This is a genomic window from Mesotoga sp. Brook.08.YT.4.2.5.2., from assembly GCF_003351125.1.
Taxonomy (GTDB): domain Bacteria; phylum Thermotogota; class Thermotogae; order Petrotogales; family Kosmotogaceae; genus Mesotoga.
This window is the reverse complement of record NZ_JPGZ01000051.1, coordinates 49,025-70,787: the sequence shown is the minus strand read 5'-3', so window position 1 is coordinate 70,787 and position 21,763 is coordinate 49,025. Positions and strand designations below refer to the sequence as shown.

Sequence of the window (21,763 nt, the reverse complement as noted above, 5' to 3'; positions counted from 1 at the left end):
AGGAGGACTCACTGAAAATGACTATTCTTGATCGGGTTCGCGAAGTGTATCCTTTGCTTCCAAAGTCGCAGAAACTTATAGCGGACAGCATTCTCGAGAACTGGGAAAGCACGGCATTCGTTTCTCCTAGAGAATTGGGAGAGCGGTTGAAGGTTAGCGAGACAACGGTGATCAGGTTCGCCAAATCCCTCGGATACTCAAGTTTCAGCGAACTCAGAGAACACACTCAAAAGCTAATAAAGGAGAAACTGACTCCCGCAGAGAAGATGACAGAGACGGTTCGTAAGATCAAGTCCGGAGAAACCACGTTTGAAAGGCTGCTCACTGCAGAGGTCGAGAATCTGAAGAACGGCATCTCAAAGGTTTCGCCGGATGAGTTCTACAGGGCAGTAGATCTTATTGAGAAAGCTCAGAGAGTCTTTATTGCAGGCCAGGGGGTCTCGGAATCTTTATGCAGATTCCTCGAATTCAGATTCAGAAGAATGCACATAGATACGAGACTAGTAACCGGCGGAGGAAAACCTTTCTACGAGACGCTATTGCTCATGAATAGCGATGATGTTCTCTTTGGAATCGGTTTCTTTCGATGCTCTCTCGACATTCTAAGGTCTTTCGACTACGCAAAGAAGCAAGGTATACCTACGATAGCGTTGACACACAGCAGTGTTTCCGAGCTTGCCCTCAAGTCTGAAGTCACTCTTGTGGCAAACAGAGGTCCTGTATCCCTGCTCAATTCTTTGGTCGTACCCATGGCAATCCTCAACGCGTTAGTTCTCTACATTGCAGAGAGAGACGAGGAGAAGCTCAAAGCTCTCGAGAAGCTCGATGAAATCCCTAATATCTTTGGGTTTGACGGAAAGCACTAGGTTCCGTGCCCTACTGAGGAGGTAGTCTATGAGAAAGCTTGCTATTGTCTTTATGTTGCTGATCTGCGGTGCACTAATTTTCGGTTCGGGAAAAATCATGCTTTACACCTCGGTTCCCACAGAGATAATGACTGCCATTGCCGATGCCTTTATGGCGGAGAACCCTACTATTGAGGTAGAGGTCTTCAGGTCCGGCACGGGTACAATCCAGACAAAGATTGCAGCCGAGATGCAGTCGGGGAATATCGAGGCAGATGTCATATGGGTCGCTGAGTTTTCTTACTACGAGAGCTTGAAAAAACTCGGTCTGCTGGCAAAGATCGATCCCGAACAGGCGGCCTTCCTGCCAGACAATTTCAAAGACCCTGAAGGCTATTACTATGCAGGCAGACTGATCAACATGGTAATCTGCTACAACACGAAAGACCTCACTCCGGAGACAGCTCCCAAGACGTGGAAAGAGATGACTGATAAGACGTGGTTCGACGATTTTGTGATTCCGAACCCTGAGTATTCTGGTGCAGCTGTAGCGGCCGTTGGGGCACTTGCAAAGAAGTATGGCTGGGATTATTTCAGAGACCTTAGAAAGAATGAGGCGGTGGTTGTTAGGGGTAACAGTGATGTTGCACAGAAGGTTGCTTCTGGAGAGTTTCCTGTGGGAATGACTCTTGATTACATAGCGCGCGATCTTAACGTCAAGGGTAGTCCCATAAACATCATTTACCCTGAAGATGGAACGATAGCCATTCCCAGTCCCGTTGCAATAATGAAGTCTACGAAAAACATGGAAGCATCTATGCAGTTTGTCAATTACATTCTATCCATTAATGGACAGGTTGCGCAGGTTGAGCTTGGTTCACTCGTGCCGGTTCGCAGTGATGTGAACCCGCCGCCCAACACCCCTCCTGCAGCAGAAATCCTTTCTCAGGCAATGGATATTGACTGGAAGTACATCGAAGAAGGCCTTGAAGAAATCAACACCAATTTCGCGGACATAATGCTGTTTTAGGTTCTTGTGACCCGGCCGTGTAGCGGTCGGGTCATACTCTGTTTTGGGGAGTGATTGTTTTGATCCAGAAGAAGTTCAAAGTTGACCCGATTATCCTCGGCAGCGCTTTCGTACTAATTGGGATTCTGGTTGTTTTTCCGTTCACGCTTCTCTTCATGAACAGCTTCAAGTCGGACGGAGTGTTCACTCTACAGAATTATGCAACGGTCTTCAGCGCCAGCAGAAACTACACGGCACTTCTGAATAGCTTGAAGCTGGGCTTCTTAACCTCGTTATTCGCCGTTTTGATGGGGGCGCCGCTGGCATGGTTAGTAACCAGAACGAATCTGCCTTTTGCCAAACTGTTCAAGACGCTCTTCATTCTTCCTTATATGATACCTCCTTTTGTTGGAGCTATAGCCTGGTCGCAGCTTTTGAACAGGAGAAATGGTTATGTTAATCGCTGGATAATGTCTCTCTTTGGACTTGATAGATATGTGTTCAACGTGAACACCCTTTCCGGACTGGTTTGGGTTATGGCTCTTTATCTGTATCCATTTGTCTTTATAACTGTGGTTGGGGCGCTCGAGAGAATGGATCCAACTCTTGAAGAGGCTGCCAGAACCTGTGGATCAAGGACTCTGCGAATAATGAAGGACATCACACTGCCTCTAGTTGCTCCAAGCATTGCTGGAGGGGCTCTGCTCGTTTTCGCTTCAAGCATTGCAAATTTTGGAATTCCCGCTTTGATCGGAATGCAAGGCAGGGTGTTTGTATTGACTACAATGATATATTCATATATGCATAGCGGAGGTTTCAACGGAATCGCTATGGCCTCATCGCTCTCGGTGCTGTTGATGGGAGTCTCGGTGGGGGCACTGCTAATAAACAATCTCTATCTTAAGAAGAAACAGTATACCCTCATTTCGGGAAAGAGCATGCGGCCGACGACACTTGATCTCAGGGCATGGAAGCTACCCTGCTTAGTCCTTGCTGCGATAGTTGTATTCGTCACGGTTATTCTTCCCTTCTTCTCGATCGCTCTCACCTCTCTGCTTGATGCCTGGGGAGCCGACATAACATGGGAAAACATCTCTCTTAGGAACTACAGGTATATTCTCTTCGAGTACAAACTGACCAAAGATGCACTGAAGAACAGCCTGCTCCTCGCCATCTCTGCTGCAACGATCTCAATGATTCTTGGGTCGTTAATCGCATACATAAGCGTAAAGACCAAGATTAGAGGAAGGAAGGCTCTTGAGACTGTTGCTCAGATTCCGTACACAATTCCAGGAACTGTTGTAGCCATTGCTATGATACTTGCATGGTCGGGTCGTTATGGAATCAACCTTTATAACACTTTCTGGATTCTTCTAGTGGCCTACGTTGCTCACTATACTGCCTTTGCCATAAGAACTACGTCTGCTTCACTTGAACAGATTCATTCATCACTTGAAGAGGCGGCAAGAATATCTGGAGGAAGCTGGCTGAAATCCTTGAGAGATATCGTCATACCTCTTATAAGACCCGGTTTGGTCGCCGGATGGTTCCTAATATTCATGCCGGCTTTGAGGGAGTTAACGATGTCTATTCTGCTTTGGGGGCCAAAGACGGTTACAATAGGGGTGGCAGTATTTGAAATGCAGGAGGCCGGTTACGTTCAAATATCCGCCGCTTTCGCGACCCTGTTACTGATAATAGTCATAACCGGTAACCTCATTGTGAAGTGGCTTACTAAAGGCAAGATCGGAATCTGAAGGGAGTGGTCTGAATGTCTAACGTGGTTCTTAAGGGTCTCTCAAAGTCATTTGGGGAAGTCAATGTGGTAAACAATATAGATCTTGAGATAAAGGATCATGAGTTTGTCTCATTCCTGGGGCCATCGGGTTGTGGCAAGACAACTACGCTGAGGATGATCGCGGGTTTCGACATGCCTACCGAAGGCGAGATCTTCATTGGAGACCGCCTTGTGTCTTCTACGAGGAGTAGGATATTCATTCCTCCCGAAGACCGAAATGTGGGCATGGTGTTTCAGAACTACGCTGTATGGCCTCACATGGATGTTTTCAAAAACGTTGCTTATCCTTTGAAGATAAAGAAGGCCAGGTCCCCTGAAATCAGAGAAAGGGTAATGAAAGTCCTGTCTTTGGTGAAACTTGTCGGAATGGAGAAACGTTATCCACATCAGCTGTCCGGTGGTCAACAGCAGAGGGTAGCGCTGGCCAGGGCGCTCGTAATGGAGCCAGACGTGATGCTTCTGGATGAGCCTCTCAGCAACCTGGATGCGAAGCTTAGAGAGGAGATGCGATTCGAAATCAAGGATATTCAGAGAAGAATCGGGGTCACGATCATTTACGTCACTCACGACCAAGCCGAGGCGATGGCGATGTCCGATAGAATTTTGCTGCTTCATGACGCTTCTGTACAGCAGCTCGGCACACCAAGAGAGCTGTACGAGAGGCCTGAAAATCAGTTTGTCGCCGATTTCATAGGCCTGATAAACTTCATGAAAGTAGAAGTCTCTGGAGCGGGAGGTCGATTCGAAGCCAGATTTGTTGATTCACCAGATGCATCTTCATTCCCAATCGAGCATTTCTCGCTAGATAGTATGTCGGGCAAAAGATACGTGTTTGCCGTCAGGCCCGAAAACGTAAGATTAGTGACTGCCGACGAATCGGAGGTAAGGGGTACAGTCAAAAAGAGGGTCTATCTTGGGAATATTCTCGATTATCGCATCTCTCTCGGAAAGGAAGAGATAAGGGTAGAAGCTCCGGCGAGCACTGAATACGAAGTTGATCAGATTGTTGGACTGAAGTTCGACAGTTACGTGATCTTTGAGTAGGATAGTTCAGTGGAGTCATTCCACGAAATCCCGACTATACTATTCGATCTTTCTATGTACAAGTGCGACAGATGCAATAGAAGCCCCGGCGCCTGGGGCTTTTGCTGCTATTTCTTCAGAAGTTTAACGGGACGGCAGATAGCGTAGCCATAGTCTTCCGGGTCGCTCCTCTGGTAGATCGGATTCTCAGTGTTCCATTCATAACCCGAGTCTTCGGGATTCCAGTTCCATGCAAGCTCATTGACAGTTGACATTACCGCTGTGTTGTTTTCCTCGTAATCGTACGGCGGGTAGTAGAAGACAACATACTCGCTTTCTGAAACGACAGTACACTCCATACCTTCGGGTACCTCTCCACTGTAATCGATTGGCACTTCGATTCCGTATAGATAGCCCCGCTTATCTCCTTCGAAGTACCATCCGCCGATCTGACCGTGAAGGCTCTGGATGCTTTCGAGCAAACCCGTCACTGTGTGACAGTCCTGACCGGGAATGCTTTCTTGAAGTTCCCAGAAGTTGAAGTATCCCTTAGCGTTGATATTCCTGATTCCGATGAACTTGTGTGCGGGCAGTTTCTCGATCTTCACTTCGATCTTCTCCAGTTCCTTTTCGCTCAAGTTGCACCTCCTTTTGATGCCCAGAAAGTGGGGGTCGTAGACGATCCTTTTTAGCAGAAGGGGAATAGGCTTTGGGGACATTCTGAACTCTTTGGGTGAAATAGAATATGCTTTCTTGAACGATCTGCTGAAAGCCGCCTGCGAGGAAAACCCATTGTCGATAGCTATCGCGGCGATCGACTTCTCTGTATCTCGAAGCTCCAGTGCGGCCTTGCAGATCCTTCGAAGCCGGACGTAATCTCTCAGCCTAATCCCGGTAAGAGCATGGAACTTCTTTGTACAGTAGAATGGCGAGTAGAAAAGGTTCTCGCTCACTTCCGAGAGAGTTAGCCCATCTTCTAGATTTCGCTCGATAAGTTCGATTATCTGCTGAACGTTTTCGTGCCATTCGTACACAGCGATCCCCTCCTGAAACAAATATATCTGAAACGAGGGCCGAATTCTTGATTTGAGTTGCACTATATGAAATGCAATCATGAATCAAGAGCCCTAGGGCTTACTGGCAAGAAGTTCACTAGTACAATCGATTATGGGACTCATAGTAATGTGTTCCAAAATAACTACATAAGAAAACTCTGCTCGCAAAACGGAAAAGCAAAGAGAGATACTCTGTCGAATCCTAAGAAACGTAATTGGTCCTACTACTGGTCCCTTAAGAACCACTGTACGCTGTGAAGAGCAGTTCCAAGTTATCAGTTCCGAGTTCCAAGCTACAGAACCAAAATCAAAAACATCACAGCTCATCATTCTGAAGGAAAAGCTGTCCTTCGTTCGTCCAGGATCATGAACCCGTCCTTCAAAGAGCAGTTGTAAGTCGTCAGTTCCAAGAATAGCAACTGAAGCAACAATGCATTACCTTGATAGCGAAACAAGTTCGTGACGGATCATGACGTTTTCTACAACGACCCCGGACGACGTGGACCGTCGACGGTCAATGATTATCAATTCTCGTCTTCTCGCGAGCGGAGCGAGAGTCTCGACATGATCTTTCTCGATACATTCTCTCTTCTGCCCGCGAAGCGGAACTGGCCTCGTGGAAGGCGAGACTGGCTCCTGAAGATCCGCTGCACGCTTATGAGCATGAACCCGCTGATCGCTGACAAAGACAACGTTGTCCGTCAACGGTCCGCCGTCCACCGAGAGCCCGGGATTCCGTCTGAACCATTGATTCAGCATCTCGCTCCTTTATTCATTGTGCATGGTGCTTTCCGTTTCTGGTGGTTCTTGGCGCTGCTTGCAGTGACTGGCCTGCGTTAGCAGACTGGCTCCTGAAGATCCGCTGCACGCTTATGAACATGAACCCGCTGAACGCTGTAAAGAGCAGTTCCAAGTTAGCAGTTCCGAGTTCCAAGCTACAGAACCAAAATCAAAAACATCACAGCTCATCATTCTGAAGGAAGAGCTTCCTTAAACAGGGATTCCGGTCAAGTGCAAATGAACAGCTCTTAGTCCGTTGTTCCAATCATGAGCACTGAAGGAATCAGCTATCTGGAAGCGAAAGCTTCCTCAAGAACTCCGAGGCGCAATCTTTGATCAGGGTTGCTCCCGTGGTATTTTGATGAACATGATCCACCGTCAACAGAAAGCCATTTTCCTGCGAGAGAGCGTCCCAACTCTTTCTCAACAAGATGTGTTTGAATATCATTCTCAATGTGAATTCCCAGGAGACTTCCCGCCCTGACGAAGGTCTTTTGTCTGCCTTTTTCAGGTAATCGCGCTGACGTTCATTGAGATCCATATAGCACAAGTCCATCTGTGAGGTTATCTTCTTGATTAGTTCAGAATACTCGACGCTTCTTTTGAAGAGAATATGTTCGGAGTCTTCTGTGATCAAAGGCAGCGACATTACGCCTATATTAGCAATGGAAGCGGTCTTAAGCCTTTGGAGGATCCCAGCGAGGTTTCTTGCGTAGCTCTCTTTTGAAGGTCTCTCGGGTAGTCTATTCTTTCTGATATAGGCTTTCATGGTCTTTTCTGAATAGGTCGCCCACACGTCATTTGTTCCTACCAGGAGAATAGCAATATCTGGCTTCATGCTGGTCACTTTCTCGATTCTCTTGAGAACGTCATAAGAGAGGTTTCCATTCACTCCACTATTTATAAACTCAAGCTTTCCCCGGAATTCGCTTTTCAGCATCTCGAAGTAACTCACACCCACGCGGCCATAGGTAATACTATCTCCAATACAGACAACGGTATTCATGAGCAATCTCCTCATTATCACTTCTTACTATTATAGTCTTTCATAGTTTTATCCACGTCGATAATCTACCGGTTTGAAAGACTATCATTTCTTTGAGGGTAGTATGAAATGGAGGACTTGCCAGATATGGGGAGAGGGAAAATACATATCTCATGCTGCTGTTCCCGTGTGAACCACATTTGGTTAGCGTTGCAAAGGAAGGAGAGTTAGTCGCTAAGCCTCGTTGTTGGAAAATGACTTGCTATAGCGAAAAACGGCGCCCGCCGCGAAGACAGACGCTCATTTACAGAATTTCTTAGAAGCACTCAAGAAAATGCCACGCAATCCACTCATAGATCTTTGTGGTGGTACGTCTCTTTCTCTTTTCGTTTTTCCGCTTGTTTAGTTCTTCTTAGATTCCTTGCCGTCAAAGTCGAATCACAATATTACAGTTTACGCTAGACATCAGTCATCACCGATCACAGAAGAGTTTGTGAGTTGTAGAAGTCAACGCAACTATTCACTGATCTCTCCGGCTTTTTGAACTGGTGGCGGACAGTAAAGAGGATCCAGCCCTTCGGGCAATGGTATATAGATCCTCATAGTGAGCTTGAACTCCCCGTCGGGTGTCGGAAGCCAGTTCGACTCTTTTGAAGCTCCGGGTGATTCATGCTGCAGATATAGAACCAGAGAGCCATCCTCGCCATATTTCAATTCTGATCTATCGCCGATAGAGTATCTGTTCAGGGGATTCTCCACAAGGAACTGGTCCTTGTCGTACATTGTGAGCGACCAGAATCCTCTCGGATCAACCGGAGGCAACCGATCCTTGCTGAAGGTAATGACGTAGTTGTATTTTGAAGCATCCAGTGTGTCACCATCGCCATCAGACAGACAGTTCGGGTAGAAGGTCTCTTCCAGATCGTTCCCATACAGTCCAAGATGAGCTGCCGCCGCCCTCATCAGCTACAGACCCTGCATTCTGTCCCTATTACCGAAGATTCTTTCTGGCAAAGACCAGCCGTCCTGAACGATCCCTATCTTCGTCTCCATTGCATAGATTTCGTCCCGGGCTTCAGTTATTGCCTCCTCTACAGCTTCTCTTACGGCTTCTGAAAGGCTATTGGGATCGAATGGATAATTCGGTCCGATTCCGATTCTAGAAAAACCGTCGATTAGAACCTCCTCCGAAGGGTGTATTTCAAGCTGCCCGAGAAGAAAGTTGAAGTATCCGATAAAACCAGTCGAGTCGGCAACACTTTGATCGAAAGGAGGCAGATCTACGGAACGAGTCTCTTCCGTAGAAGGATTTCCGCAATAATCGCTGAGAGCCTGCGATTTGTACTGCTGCTGTATCTCGAGAACCCTTTGAAGGTCTCCTTGCAGTTCACTGTTCACGCCGGTTCTCACTACGCAGTAGACAAAATTACCTTCGCTGTACACCACCCTGTCTATGCCTGCGGGAATTTCTCCATCCCAGTGTGGACCGGCAACCATGAACGTCGTCGGGCCGGGGCCGGTCGTTCTCGCTCCAATATATGCTAAGTTGTGAGTGTACATGTCAACCAGCTGGAATGAGAAGTATCGGGCCGGGATCGCCGGGATGAAGATCACAATAGGTTCGACCGTAAGATCCATCCAGATCATTGAGTAGACGGTGTCGTTGTTTGGACGGACAATCATCTTGTTCTTTGGTCCGTATAGCTGTTTGTAATGTGTGAACTCGTTCAGCTCTCCCCAGCTCAACAGTTGTAAGAACATTGTTCTGTAGTGTTCGAGCATAGGGTAGGCGAAAATATAAGCCTCCTTCGCTATGGACTTCGCCTCGATAGGATCAAGAGTGAGTTCTGGCTGAAAGGAGAATAGGCTCGAGATCAACATAATCAGTATGAAACAGGTCATTACCAGTCTCTTTGAAACCACGGATACTCCTCCTCTTTCCTGGGAACTAAGACCAGTGTTCAGTTTAATTTGGCAATCATGAAAACTCCAATCGTGTTTCCAGTTAAAATGAATGGGCATAATGTGACTCTTAGCTGAAGCTGCAATGATTGAGTCAGAGACGAGAGTTGCTCTCTAGTCGGGACTACACCAAATTTCCTGATTTCAAGATCGGATTCAAGACGCGAGACACGGCTAGTCAAAGGGTATTAAGCAAGTATAAGTTTTGAGCCAATTATACAGGGAGACACTCCAAATCAACATTGACGGAAACTCATGCAGCAAAAAGAGCAAGAATCGCGAACTACGCGTCTTCACCAGAAATTAGGTTGTCGAAGATGATAAGCGAATGTGAGCCCTGGCCGAAAGACCGGGTTCAGTTCATTCTGGTGCCGACCGAGCCATCTAGCTTGACACGATACCGGGGGCCAACATAGTCAGTAACGTACATCCAGTTTCCGGCTACGCCGTCGAATTGCCAGATGTTTATGTTATTGAGCTTCTCTCTTTCCGACTTCTGCAGGTAGTCCTTCGCAACGAGAAAACCGTTGAAGAGGTCGGTAGACATGATCAGTATAGATCCGAAGACGAAGATAATCGCGGCTCCAATAATTATGGAAAGCAGCTTTCCCACTGCTCTATCCCTTTTGAGGAAAGCGATCATAGATAAGACAAAGCCCTCTACTCCCAGAGCCATAACAGAGAAGACTGGCAGCGGAATCAATGAGAACTGTATCTGGGCAAAGAGCAAGACAACGAAGGCCAGACTAAGAAAGAAATCCCAGTTGCCTAATCGTGAATGGGGAAGGAAGGTAATCTTCATGCCAACATCTCCTTCATTCAGCCGGCCGGGATGACACCTGCTATCTGAGGCCCGAGTGAATCCTGCCAAGAGAATGGATGCGATAGCAAAAGAATGAACGATAGAAAAAACCTCTCCTATGTATCTTCTTCAAGATCATATATCTGTGAGCTAGAATCTAGAGCGATAAAGTGACTTCAATACAGGCGTTTGAAGTGGACTTTGGTGCGGTGAGAAGGTTGTTGGCAGGCCTTTTGCTTGTTTCCAAAGGATAGACTATGATAGTACTGTCTTCTTATTTCAGATGGGAGGGATATGATTTGAGCGACGGATATCTCACGATAGAGGAGCAGCTTTCGCTTCCTGTTGTAAACAGTCCCGTTATTTCGGCCGACGGCAAAAAGGTTGCCTATACGGTTAGGCGTACAGACTGGAACGACAATAAATACCTTAGAACGGTTGTGGTCTATGATGCAGAAAGTGGGACTGCTCTGCATGTCTCGAACGATGAATTCGACTCTTCTCTTCCCGATTGGGCTCCTGATTCTAGGAGACTTGCCTTTCTCCAGAAGACCGGCGGAGAAAACAAGAACGACGTTATGATCTTCGATTTCGAAGAGAAGCGAACGTTCAAACTGCTTACTTTCGAGAACGACATAAGCCAGATAAAGTGGAGTCGTAAGAACGACGGGCTTTATCTAGTTGCTGTCTCTCCCGAAAGCGAGGAACTTAAAAAGAGGAAAGAGAACTACGGCGAATTCGACTACATAGATGAAGAACCGAAGAACAGCTCGCTTTTCTTCGTTCATCTCTCACGCGCAATGAAGAAATACTCTTCAAGGTTCGAACTGCCCAAGGATATGAGATCTGAAGAGACGCTTTTCGATAAGCTGACAGACGGAAAGGAGTTTCATGTTTCTTCGATCGCTCTTTCTCCTGACGGAAATCATGTCGCCCTTCTTGCGCCTCCGACGAGCGATGTCAACGACTTCGACAAAGCAAAAGTATTTCTCATCAATGCCGATAAGAAACTGAAAGAACTGCCGCTGACGCATCCCAGGGGATTCGCATTCTCTCCTGATTCGAAGAAACTTGCAGTCGTCGCGCCCGAAGAAGAAGATCCCTGGATGGATAACGGGGCCGTTGAGATCGTAGATCTTTCAGATCTCTCAAAGAAACGGGTGGCGGTAAAACACGACCTGAACATAGAGCTGGTTTCCTGGACAGAGAAGGGTTTCTTCGTGAGCTGGATAGAAGACTCCACGATCAGCCTGGGCCTGCTGGGAGAGAAAGGCACCATCGCACGGCTGACGAATGAGGATCAGCTGGTTATGGCTTCCAGCACGACGCCAAATGGAGAGCACTTAGCGATGGCCATGGCCACAGATGATGAACCTGTCGAGATCTACCTCGATGGGAAGAAGATAACGGATATAGCGTCTTTGCAGCCCAAGAGAGAAAGGGTACGGAAGGAAAGACTCTCTTGGAAGAGCAACGACGGCACCGAAATCCACGGCGTCTTGAATCTCCCGGCCGACTTCGACTCGATGAAGAAACATCCGCTTGTGGTGCTTGTTCATGGAGGACCTACCTGGACGGCCCTTGCTGCGAGAGTGACCAGCAGTTATTACCCTGTTGAGCAGCTGGTTTCTAAAGGTGTACTTGTGCTGGAGCCTAACTACCGTGGGAGCGAGGGCTATGGAAGAGACTTCAGGAAACTGAATTACAGAAACCTGGGGATTGGAGATTACCAAGACGTAATTAGCGGAGTCGATCATCTTATCGAAAAAGGGTTCGTGGACGAAGACCGCATCGGAGTAATGGGCTGGAGCCAGGGCGGGTACATCTCGGCCTTCTGTGCAACTTACGGAAAGAGATTCAAAGCCGCTTCGGTGGGAGCCGGGATATCCAACTGGATGACTTATCATGTGAACACAGACATCCATGAATTCTGTCACCGATACCTCGGCAACAACCCCTGGGAAGATCCTCAGATATACGAGCAGACTTCGCCCATGACTTACATAAGGAATGCGTCCACTCCAACGCTCATCCAGCATGGCGGCTCGGACACGAGGGTTCCACCGCCTAACGCCTTCGAACTTTATCAGGGGTTGAGAGAGATGAACGTTCCCGTCAGACTCGTGATCTACAAGGGCATGGGTCACGGCGCAGACAAGCCCGGCCTCCACAGGGCGATAATGACTCAGAATCTCGTCTGGTTCAGCCACTATCTTCTCGGCGAACCTTTAGAAGAGTCTTTCAAATTGAAAAGGGTCGATCGGGAGAAGACAGAGAAAAGCTAACACAGCAGGGCGTTTTGCATTGCTGCCTGGAACATACAGTGACCTTGTCTGCCTGTGTCAAGACAGTGCATTCCAAGATCGTCTGAAACGAGTGGAGAGGTTCGGTTCAGCGGGCTTGGATAAGTACAAAATCGAGATTTGAAGAGCCTCATAACCCTTCATTCCGAGAGGTGTTGAAATGAAGATCTTCAAAAATGGAAATCTCATGGTCGTGACAGATGACAAAGGGATCATCGACTGCGAGAGCGAAAAGGCGGCCGGACTTTACCTGGAGGACACCCGTTTCATTTCGAGAATGGTCCTCAAATCATCGTTACAACTCAGAAGACTTCACTCTGACTTTTCATGGGACGGAATTGAAGTCCGCTATCTTGGCCTATCTAAACCCGAGGCTCCACATTTCGATATCTATGTAACTGAAAGCCTCCGCGCGGAGGGAAACACACTTTACACAGAGCTCACGGTCAGGAACTATTCGGCAGAGGATATAGAAGTGTCCTTCGAATTTGAAATCAGCTGCGTCTTTGAAGACATGTTTTCTGTTAGAGGAGAAAACGACGCTTACAAAGGGCTGGATGTATCTAGGACGCTATCATCATCTACAACGAATAACTTTGAGTTTGAAAGTGATTTTGAGAAAGACATCGTTGAGAACTCTCTACCGGCTCTTTCAATGAAAATAATGTCTGGCGGAAGTTCCAGGCTTTCCGGGAAGCTCAGACTCAGCAAAGAATTGAAGAAAGAAGTCATCTTCAAGAAGATGTTATCGGAAAGACCCGTGAAGGACTTCTCACCTGTCAAAAACACTCCGCTGCTGAATGAAAGGGAGCTGGGGGATCTCAAGACTCTCATGATACCCACGATCTATGGGGACTTTCCTGGAGCCGGTCTTCCCTGGTACGCGACCGTCTTCGGAAGGGACAGCCTCATCTTTGGCCTTCAGACAGTTGATCTCCTTCCCGAAATAGCAAGAAATATTCTTACGGTACATGCTCACCTTCAAAGTAAAGTGGAAGATCACAAGACCGAAGCGCAGCCGGGAAAGATCGTTCACGAGACACGCCTGAACGAGCTTTCTCTGTCAGGGAAACTCCCCTTCGAAAGATACTACGGCACGATCGATGCTACCCTTCTCTTCATAATGCTAGCTCACAGGTATTACGTTCAGACAGATGACAGTAACTTCGTGAAATCCATCGAGAAGAACATCGTGGCAGCTGCAAAATGGATCGACGATTATGCCGACCCAGATAACGACGGATATATCGAGTTTGCTCCTTCGGGCAGCGGCCTCGTAAATCAGGGCTGGAAGGATTCCTCAGATTCGGTGAGCTTCGCAGACGGAAGGCTTGCAGAACCGCCCCTTGCCCTCGTAGAGGTTCAGGGATATCTGTACGACGCTTTCAAATGCCTCGAAAAGCTCATGGTTCTCTTTGACAAAAGAGAGATGGCCTCGCTCTATGCCTCTAGAGCGGCAACTCTAAAGATCAATTTCAATCGTGATTTCTGGCTCGAGAGCGAGAGCTACTTCGCTACGGCTCTCGACAAAGACAAGAACCCGGTCGATTCGATAACTTCAAACCCAGGCCACTGCCTCATGACAGGGATAGTGGACGAAGACAAAGCAGAGGCGCTAGTGGAACGGCTCTTTTCCGAAGAAATGTACACCGGCTGGGGAATAAGAACGCTCTCGAGCAGAATGAAGCGCTACAATCCCTTCTCCTACCACAACGGTAGCGTCTGGCCGCACGACAACTCGCTTATTCTGCTTGGGCTTATGAATTACGGCTTTTCGGAAAAGGCCAAGGAGCTCGCTCTAGACCTCTTGAAGGCGAAGGAAAGGCATCATGACAATCGCCTCCCCGAACTCTTCAGCGGTCTGTCAAAAATCGAGACGTCAGGAAAGTTAATAGAGTATCCCGCAAGTTGTTCCCCTCAGCTCTGGTCGATAGGAACGCTCTCTGTAATATCTAGGGTACTGGACGCCTGAATAAGAGAATCTATCCTGGAAACTGCTTTTGGTAAGCCTTCTGGGCTTAACGGTTTTCGAAGCACGTTCAGCCTCCGGACCCTTACATCGAGAAAGATGGCGATATCGACATCGACCTGTTCTTCCAATCTCACCGATGCCTTCAAATACGAGAATTGGGTCTACGGAATTCTGGAAGGAGATATGTGAGAACTTTTAGGTAGTCATCCTCTCTGTAGGAGTTCTTGGGGTAAGAACGACTTATTGACACTCCCCATGTCTAAAGGCAGGGGATTCTTGGGTGATTAAACCGAAGTCCATTTCTGGTATCGGAGTATGACCCCAAGTTCAGGGCTGTGCCATCATCAGCCCGTCCCTAGGCAGAGCATATTAGCTCCTAGGGCTGGCAGACTATCGCTTACGCTACACCATCTGCACAGACTTATTAGTCCACTAATTTGTTTTTACGTCTTGTACATGACGACATATAGAGTTTTACCTGATAGATGATTAGCTATCAGAACCCCATACTCTATCCAATTTTCAAAAAACGTCTTTGCGACTTCTGCTTGTCGCCATCAACTGATGGATTATTTATAATATGCCATGAATGTGCCTTATATCCCCATAGCTGAAGCTAGGGGCTTTACGGCACTTTCGGTAAATATCGGCCCTCTATAAAGAATGAGCAATACCAATCAGCTGCTCATTTCAAATTCTAGCGTAACGATCTTCTTCGGTCCACACGCAACTGAGACGAGATTGTTCTGAATAGGTATCTCTTCTTCTCTTTTCTCAGCGGCTGTACACAAGCAGGCTTTGCTAAACAGACCTTCTCTCAGTCGAATCTTGACGTTATCGGACTCTTCTGAGAAATTGACTAATCTGAGGATAATACTCTCCCCATTCTCAGCCTTTTTTATTGCAGTTACTTCCGTCGTCAAACTATCTACGGTCAGTGGTGTCTCAGGCCGCCTACCTGCGAAGCCTATCGACAGAGGCTTCTTCAGATAGCTACAACTTCTCTTTACGATGTCTTCAAGGGAATCTATGAAGAAGACGGCGTATTCAAAGGTGAGACTCCCTTTCATTTGTGCCCCGGGTGTTTCTATCTTCGGCCCTGCAGGCCGTTTCATACTCGATAGAGGATAGGGAGAAGCTATGTGGCCCACTGCCCTGAACAGGGTTAACTTAAGACCTTGCTCGAAACTTTCAAACTCGTTTATTCCTCTGGTGCTTACTGCGAAACCGCTGTATCTGTCAGTGTTCTCGATTTCTCCGAAGACACCGTTATTGGGTCTGGCAAGAGGTTCATCCTCGATCCAATTCGGGTTGATTTTTGAGGGCTGGCTCTTTGGTGTTGTTACGATGTCGAACGGAGTTTTGTAGAAGAGAGCGTTCCCTGGTTTTTCCCTCCAGAAATTGACCTGAAATCTGTGATTCTCGCAACTGTTAGCAATCTCAGTCTCGATTTCTAAAATACTGCTCGATTCCATCAGTTTCAGAGTGCAGTGAACTGGCATTTCAGTTCTTGAAAGAGAGCGCTTGCGTCCGTTCTCAACAAGACCGACTGGCACCGAAAGTGTGTAACTAAGTCTTATAGCCCTTGCTAGTGGCCCGTTTTCTATTACTTCTACTGTCTCTAGGGAGCCGGAACTCGTAACAATGGTATCGGTAAGCGGTCTTGAATAAACGTAACCATCTCCACAATCGCCACCGTCTTCGAAGAGGTTCGTGAAGAGCTTTTCACCGGTGGCTTTGCTCATTATCTCAACTCTTCCATCGGGCATTGCGGTGACCATCAAAAACTTGTTCTCAAGACATCGACTGTTATTTGCTTTGTACAGGTCATGATTGATCGGTCTGCTCGAACTGCATATCTGGAACTTGTCGAAGGAAAGCCCGTCAATTTGCGACCCAAGATAACCCTTCACAGAGACAACTTTCTTTATAGGCGCCGAACCGCCAAGATAGTTCAGAGACTTCTCGGTTTCGCGTAAAGAAGAAATCTGGAAGTCCACTTCTTCACCTTTCTCGTTCTTCACAACAGGTCTCTTTGAGAGGTTGTCGAATGCAATATGAGGAAGATCAATCTCTATCTCCACAGGACTAGTCGGACATTGTGATGGATTGAAGACAACAAAGAAGTCATTTTCTCCTTCGGAAGCGGCTCCGCTCAAGCTTGAAAGCGAATCCATTGCTATATTTCTGCTTATCTCAATACTGTGGGAGTATCTGCGCGATACGTCTAAATGGACTTCATCCACACTGCAGCCACCTATGCTGTCATGGGCAAGGTTCTGAAGAACCAGCTTCCAAGCCTTCTGCAGGAAGCCTCCCGGATGCCGCTTTCCTAAGAGTAGAGCGAACGACGCAAGTGGCTCAGCATAACTCTCTAGCCAGTTTAGCGCGTCAAAGTTTTCGCGCTTGTTTTTGCACCTGGAGGAGAGGACGTTGGGTAGAATGAAATTGAAGTATCCCCTCTTGGAGATGTTAACGTTTTTCAGCTGCCCGTGAAGAACTCTTATTCCTTCGGTGGCAGGTATCCTTTTCTTCAGCTCCGCCGCCAAGTCATTGAAAAGCGCCTGTTTGCAGGAAAGACAGTTGTCGGTCTCTTTTAGCTGATCTATGAACGGAAGAATCGACTCGCTTGGCTGAACATGGTCGCAGCCATCCATCAGCACCACCATGCCGGTTGCGGAGTTTTCCATGAACCCCTTTGCAGAGCCTATAAAGAATGCCGAATCGACAGGTTGACCCTCAGGTGTGAATGCCATGTTGCAGTAACCCAGTCTTTCCGGGAGTCTGTAAGTGTACAGACTGCTCCCATCGGCTCCCTCCCAGATGAATTCCCATGGCAAGTCATCGCCAGACACTCCGCGCCAAATTAGTGACGAAGTGATCCCGAAATGTCTAGCTATTTGCGGAATTTGAGAATTGTGTCCGAAAGTGTCGGGAAGATAGGCCAGCTTCTGTGGATCTCCAAACTCGTGTGCTATCTGGGAACCAAGCAGAAGGTTGCGGATCAACGACTCGCCATCGGAGAGAAACTCATCGGCCTGAACGTACCAGGGACCAACGCCAATCCTGCCTGATGTCACAAGTTCCTCGAGAACTCGGCGCATCTCCGGCCTGATCTCCAGATAGTCTTCCAGTATCACTAGCTGTCCATCAAGGTTGAAGCAACGGTATTCTGTACTACTCTGTAGGATTTCTATTAGCTTATCCATTGCCTTTACAAGTCTATACCTGAAGGATTCAAACGACTCGTACCACTCCCTGTCCCAGTGGGTGTGGGAGAGGACGAGCACGATTCTATCCTTTCCTGCCACAGTACACACCTCTTCCATAATTATAAGCCGTGTCAAATAGTCGAAAAACCTTCTCCGGAGCTATTTCCATTTGAATGTTGTGAATCGAAGCGAAGACAAAACCACCTCCGGGAGAGAGTATGTCTATACGCCTCTTTACATCATCTCTAACGTCATCCAATGTTCCGAAGGGCAGCACATGCTGAGTGTCACATCCGCCTCCCCAGAATACGATATCCTTTCCGAACTCCCGTTTGAGCATCGCAGGTTCCATGTTTTTTGCACTCGTCTGGACGGGATTGAGGACCTGGACGCCGGCCTCTATGAAATCACCGATGAAGGGATAAACAGAACCACAGGAGTGTAGGAATATAAACAGCCCGGGTTTCTTCGAATGAATATAATCGCACAGCGCCTGCAAACGTGGTTTGAATAGCGCTCTGAAAAGCCGAGACGAAATCTGCGTATTCTCCTGTGTTCCGTAATCATCTCCAATCTGTATAAGGTCGATTTCGTCACCGAATTCATGAAGGTACCTTTCGAGCTCAACGGTGTACTTCTCGAGAAGCTTGTCAAGGAAGTATTCGACTAACGGTCGATCCGTTATGATTCTCTCCATGAACTCCTGATAACCAAAGTAGGTGTGTCCTGCCTCGAGAAAGTTGCCTCCAAACGTTCCCATTATCGCACAGTCAGCGGAGTTCCTAATTTCCATAAGCTGGCCTTTCAGAAAAGCGATCTCCCTCTCTGAAAGACCGGAACGGACGAGTCCGTCTATTGCCTTTTTGTCTTCTGTGCCAGCCAAGGGAAAGTATTTCCCGTCGAAGTAGAATCCGCCTTTTGGCATGCTGGCTACGATCCGGCCGTCATTCATAATGACTCTAGAACCGTCGGCTAACGTGACTGGATCGAAACCCGCAGGCAAAAGATACCTTCCGCCGTCTTCGAACAAGTCGAACTCTATCCATTCATCTATTCTTGTATCAAAGCCGCCGTCGAGTCTCTTGAGTTCTACGACGTCAGAATGCATGCTCTTTCTTACTTCTTCTTCGACCAGGGCCAGTTGCTGGAAAACGTCGTAGATTTTCACCGATGTGTCTGATAGTCCAAGGTACTCCTTAAGCTTCCTGTATGCTATTGCATGGATTCCAGTCGATCTCATTCCAGCAAAATCTATAGGGACCCGATCCGGTTCCCTGTGGTTCAGGGCTTCTATTATTCTCTCTTTTGAAGTTATTTCGATCACCCCACTTGAACATCTGTGCGAAGGAATTCATATGCCTTCAGGTCATATCTTCTCCCATCACCTGCGATGAGATAGCCTTTCTCTCCAGCAACTTCCTTAGCAAGAAGGACCGGCTTCATTGATCTATCCTGAGCGAGAAACAGTTCGACATTGTCGCTCGCCTTCAGTCCTGCGAGGATAGGAGCAGCCTTTCGGCCACTCTTGAATACTGAGATTGGATTTCTCATGGTAACGGAATACTTGGGCAATCCGGTCGATCCAGTCGACAGCCTAACAGCGAAATCCATGGGTTCGCCGTTGAGAAAGGGGCTGGCAAAGCGGTTCTGAAGGTTGCCGTTAAAAAGTCTGAAGAACAATCTCCCACTTGCCGGAAGGTCCCGTCTGAATCGTAAAGGTGAAGGAGAGGCGAAGTCAACCAGGTTTATGCCTTCGAGGCCTATATTCACCGAAAATCCACTGCCAGTATCATCGATTCTAAGCCCCCCGAGTACTGTCAGAGTATCCGTCCCGCTTCCGCTGATTAGATCACCTTGCGGGGCGATTCTTCCGGGAGTGGAGTAGCTGATCTCCGGCCGCTCAACATTGAGCGGAACTTCGAGAAACAGAAAGTCAGACGGACCGACGTCGTAGATGTAGTGGATTCTTACAGACAAGATTATCTCCGCAGATTCTGCTGGCAATATGAAGGATTTTCTGAAGGGCCTGCAGAATCTATCTATGGGCTGGAATTCAATCACCTTACCCCACCGTGATTCGAAGACCCTAAAGCCACACTTGACTGGCAGATAATCCTCTTCTCTATTTGGAGAAGCTTTTCCTGTGTACAACTCGTCGTGTTCTATAGCGTCTGCCAAATTTTCTGTCGGGTTGACAGCGGTACGCACTATTTTGAGCTTTCCTGCCGTCAGAGATGAAGAAAGGAGTTCTCGCCCGTTCTCCTTGGCCACGATTGATTCAATTTCTCCCCGATCGTTGAAGGATAGATCGAAGTGATCGGTCGAAACCTCTAAGTTACCTGTCGAGCTTTCAGAAACTGAATTTCTTCCAGCTTTCTTCCGTGGCAGAAAACGCCTGTGCTCGAAGCCCTTGAGTTCGCCAGGGTCGAAAAAGAGCTTCCCGCTGTAGAATAATGAAGAGACCTCAGTTCCATCGGGAGCTTCCAAAGAAAGTTCCGGATCGTCACAGTTCATAACACAGAAATCATTGCGCGTCAGCCCTGTTGGGTTGAACGCCGTAATGTAGTTGCCAGAACCAAAGACTCTCTCTCGTAGACTATTGATTGTCTCGCAGGCCAGGCGGTTAGCCCGAAATACCCAGCCGAAACCCTGAGTTACCGCATCAAGGATTGCCTCGGGGTCTTTAGAGAGATACAGACCTCCACCTCCCGAATGCTCGTCGAATCCCCCGATCAATTCAAAAGCTTCCTCGATCTCTTTATGGTTCTCCCCATTTGAAAGCCCGTTTAGAATCGAAGCTTCATGCAGAATGGAGAAGGTATGCGAAGAAAGTGAGTTCTCCCTGGGATAAGCCAGAATATTAGAAGTCCACCATCCGTTGAATTCACCTTCTACCTCTTGAATTAAGGAACACCAGGGTCTAAGTCTATCGAAAAAACTATCGATCGTTGCTGTGGAGATATGCGGGTTTCTCCACGAGGCGTTCCAATCTTTTATCAGTTCGACCGGCGTGAATATAGGTTCTCTGTTGTCGATTGCCATTGGAATTGCATAGACCGGGAATTCATATTCTCTGACATCGAGTGAAGCGAGTTTGTCTATAACCTCGCCTTTCAAGGTTTCAATATCGCTTCCGAAGAATCTATGTCCTTCAATGTAGGCCCATTTAGGATCATCCGTGAACCAGGCGAGTATCTTTGCTCCACTCGGAAGCTTCCACCAGAAAGGCGACTTCAGGTTCGTGTATTCCTTGAAAGGGGCCACGAAATTGTTTATCGACATGAATAGATTTTCCACACCTGTATCGAAGAGCAGCTCCAGGAGTCCGGTACTCACCCCTGGTACATCGCTGAGAAAGGCGCTCTTGATTCTCATACCCGATGCTCTTAGCGACCTGGTTCTCTCCAGAGAATGGAAGAGTTCCTCGAACTCTGTCCTGTCTGCATAATGGTGAAGAAACAGAGCTCCAATTCCAAATTCTCCCCTTTTCAGCAGATCGCGGGCCGTCTCATAATCGGCTTGACCGTATCTCTTTTTGAAACACGAAAAGGCCCAAGTCGTTTCAATATTCCACCTGAATCGCGATTCTTCCGGCAAGGGCAAGCTGTCATTGTAGAACTGAATCGCCTTTGCGGTGTAATGAGCCTGGAGTCTCTCGACTTCCTTTATGGGGGCCGTGTAACCAAGGTCAACGTGAGAAAACATTAGTAGATTGAAATCAATTATCCTTGGCCGGTCAAGCTCTATACTCTCCTCCAACCTCTCCTGACAAGATGCAACGATGATCTTGACCGGGCCACTCTCAACTGTGAACAACTCTTCCGACTCACCCGGAGCGACAGATGTTGAGCTCTCTTGTTCTCTCTGTGAGATAGTTATATTGCATCTCTTCTCTGACGAATTGGCAATTATCACCAAGCGAGGCCGAAGCTCGGATCTCTTCAGAAGGTCTGTGAACTGAATATCTATTCTTATTGAATCTCCTTTGACCAAAACAGATTTCACGTTACTGCCCCA

General features: G+C 47.6%; 14 protein-coding genes. 6 read left to right on the top strand and 8 right to left on the bottom strand.

Annotated elements, in window-relative coordinates:
- The first annotated feature begins 17 nt into the window (after positions 1–17).
- The 4 genes from Q502_RS12560 to Q502_RS12545 are packed head-to-tail and all read left to right on the top strand — an operon-like array spanning position 18 to position 4,696.
- On the top strand, positions 18–866 hold the full coding sequence (locus tag Q502_RS12560) for a MurR/RpiR family transcriptional regulator (protein WP_099830121.1): 849 nt from the start codon (positions 18–20) through the stop codon (positions 864–866).
- Between the two features lie 28 nt (positions 867–894).
- Positions 895–1,875: an ABC transporter substrate-binding protein gene (locus Q502_RS12555; RefSeq protein WP_099830120.1), complete on the top strand. Its 981-nt coding sequence runs from the start codon at positions 895–897 to the stop codon at positions 1,873–1,875.
- A 59-nt stretch (positions 1,876–1,934) separates the two neighbouring features.
- Entirely contained in the window at positions 1,935–3,611 is a 1,677-nt protein-coding gene (locus Q502_RS12550) for an iron ABC transporter permease (RefSeq protein ID WP_112109540.1), read from the top strand.
- A 14-nt stretch (positions 3,612–3,625) separates the two neighbouring features.
- Entirely contained in the window at positions 3,626–4,696 is a 1,071-nt protein-coding gene (locus Q502_RS12545; RefSeq protein ID WP_099830118.1) for an ABC transporter ATP-binding protein, read from the top strand.
- A 107-nt stretch (positions 4,697–4,803) separates the two neighbouring features.
- Here Q502_RS12545 and Q502_RS12540 read toward each other — a convergent pair whose 3' ends face one another.
- From Q502_RS12540 to Q502_RS12520, 5 genes are all read right to left on the bottom strand, one after another.
- Positions 4,804–5,709 (bottom strand): AraC family transcriptional regulator, encoded by a 906-nt coding sequence (locus Q502_RS12540; protein WP_102818864.1) that lies wholly within the window; start codon positions 5,707–5,709, stop codon positions 4,804–4,806.
- A 1,084-nt stretch (positions 5,710–6,793) separates the two neighbouring features.
- Positions 6,794–7,516 (bottom strand): GDSL-type esterase/lipase family protein, encoded by a 723-nt coding sequence (locus Q502_RS12530; RefSeq protein WP_102818866.1) that lies wholly within the window; start codon positions 7,514–7,516, stop codon positions 6,794–6,796.
- A gap of 495 nt (positions 7,517–8,011) precedes the next feature.
- Positions 8,012–8,458 carry a DUF1214 domain-containing protein gene (locus Q502_RS14910; protein ID WP_258001764.1) on the bottom strand — a complete coding sequence of 149 codons (447 nt, stop codon included), beginning with the start codon at positions 8,456–8,458 and terminating at the stop codon, positions 8,012–8,014.
- A 3-nt stretch (positions 8,459–8,461) separates the two neighbouring features.
- On the bottom strand, positions 8,462–9,418 hold the full coding sequence (locus Q502_RS12525; RefSeq protein WP_258001765.1) for a DUF1254 domain-containing protein: 957 nt from the start codon (positions 9,416–9,418) through the stop codon (positions 8,462–8,464).
- Between the two features lie 394 nt (positions 9,419–9,812).
- Positions 9,813–10,259 carry a hypothetical protein gene (locus tag Q502_RS12520; RefSeq protein WP_258001766.1) on the bottom strand — a complete coding sequence of 149 codons (447 nt, stop codon included), beginning with the start codon at positions 10,257–10,259 and terminating at the stop codon, positions 9,813–9,815.
- Between the two features lie 299 nt (positions 10,260–10,558).
- Between Q502_RS12520 and Q502_RS12515 the strand changes: the two genes are divergently transcribed.
- Together Q502_RS12515 and Q502_RS12510 are read left to right on the top strand one after the other, a co-directional pair.
- Positions 10,559–12,544, top strand: a complete 1,986-nt coding sequence (locus Q502_RS12515; RefSeq protein WP_102818867.1) for a S9 family peptidase — start codon at positions 10,559–10,561, stop codon at positions 12,542–12,544.
- 178 nt (positions 12,545–12,722) lie between these two features.
- Positions 12,723–14,534 carry an MGH1-like glycoside hydrolase domain-containing protein gene (locus Q502_RS12510; protein WP_102818868.1) on the top strand — a complete coding sequence of 604 codons (1,812 nt, stop codon included), beginning with the start codon at positions 12,723–12,725 and terminating at the stop codon, positions 14,532–14,534.
- Between the two features lie 677 nt (positions 14,535–15,211).
- On the opposite strand, the gene Q502_RS12505 is transcribed toward Q502_RS12510, so the two are convergent.
- Genes Q502_RS12505 through Q502_RS12495 form a run of 3 tightly spaced genes read right to left on the bottom strand, consistent with a single transcriptional unit; the run spans position 15,212 to position 21,751 of the window.
- Positions 15,212–17,845: a glycosyl hydrolase-related protein gene (locus Q502_RS12505; protein ID WP_181456430.1), complete on the bottom strand. Its 2,634-nt coding sequence runs from the start codon at positions 17,843–17,845 to the stop codon at positions 15,212–15,214.
- Complete coding sequence (locus Q502_RS12500) at positions 17,829–19,070, bottom strand: uroporphyrinogen decarboxylase family protein (protein ID WP_102818871.1); 1,242 nt, start codon at positions 19,068–19,070, stop codon at positions 17,829–17,831. The genes Q502_RS12505 and Q502_RS12500 overlap by 17 nt, the downstream gene beginning before the upstream one ends.
- Positions 19,067–21,751, bottom strand: coding sequence for a hypothetical protein (locus Q502_RS12495; RefSeq protein WP_102818872.1), 2,685 nt, complete (start codon positions 21,749–21,751; stop codon positions 19,067–19,069). Before Q502_RS12495 ends, Q502_RS12500 begins: the two co-directional genes overlap by 4 nt.
- Between the last annotated feature and the right edge of the window lie 12 nt (positions 21,752–21,763).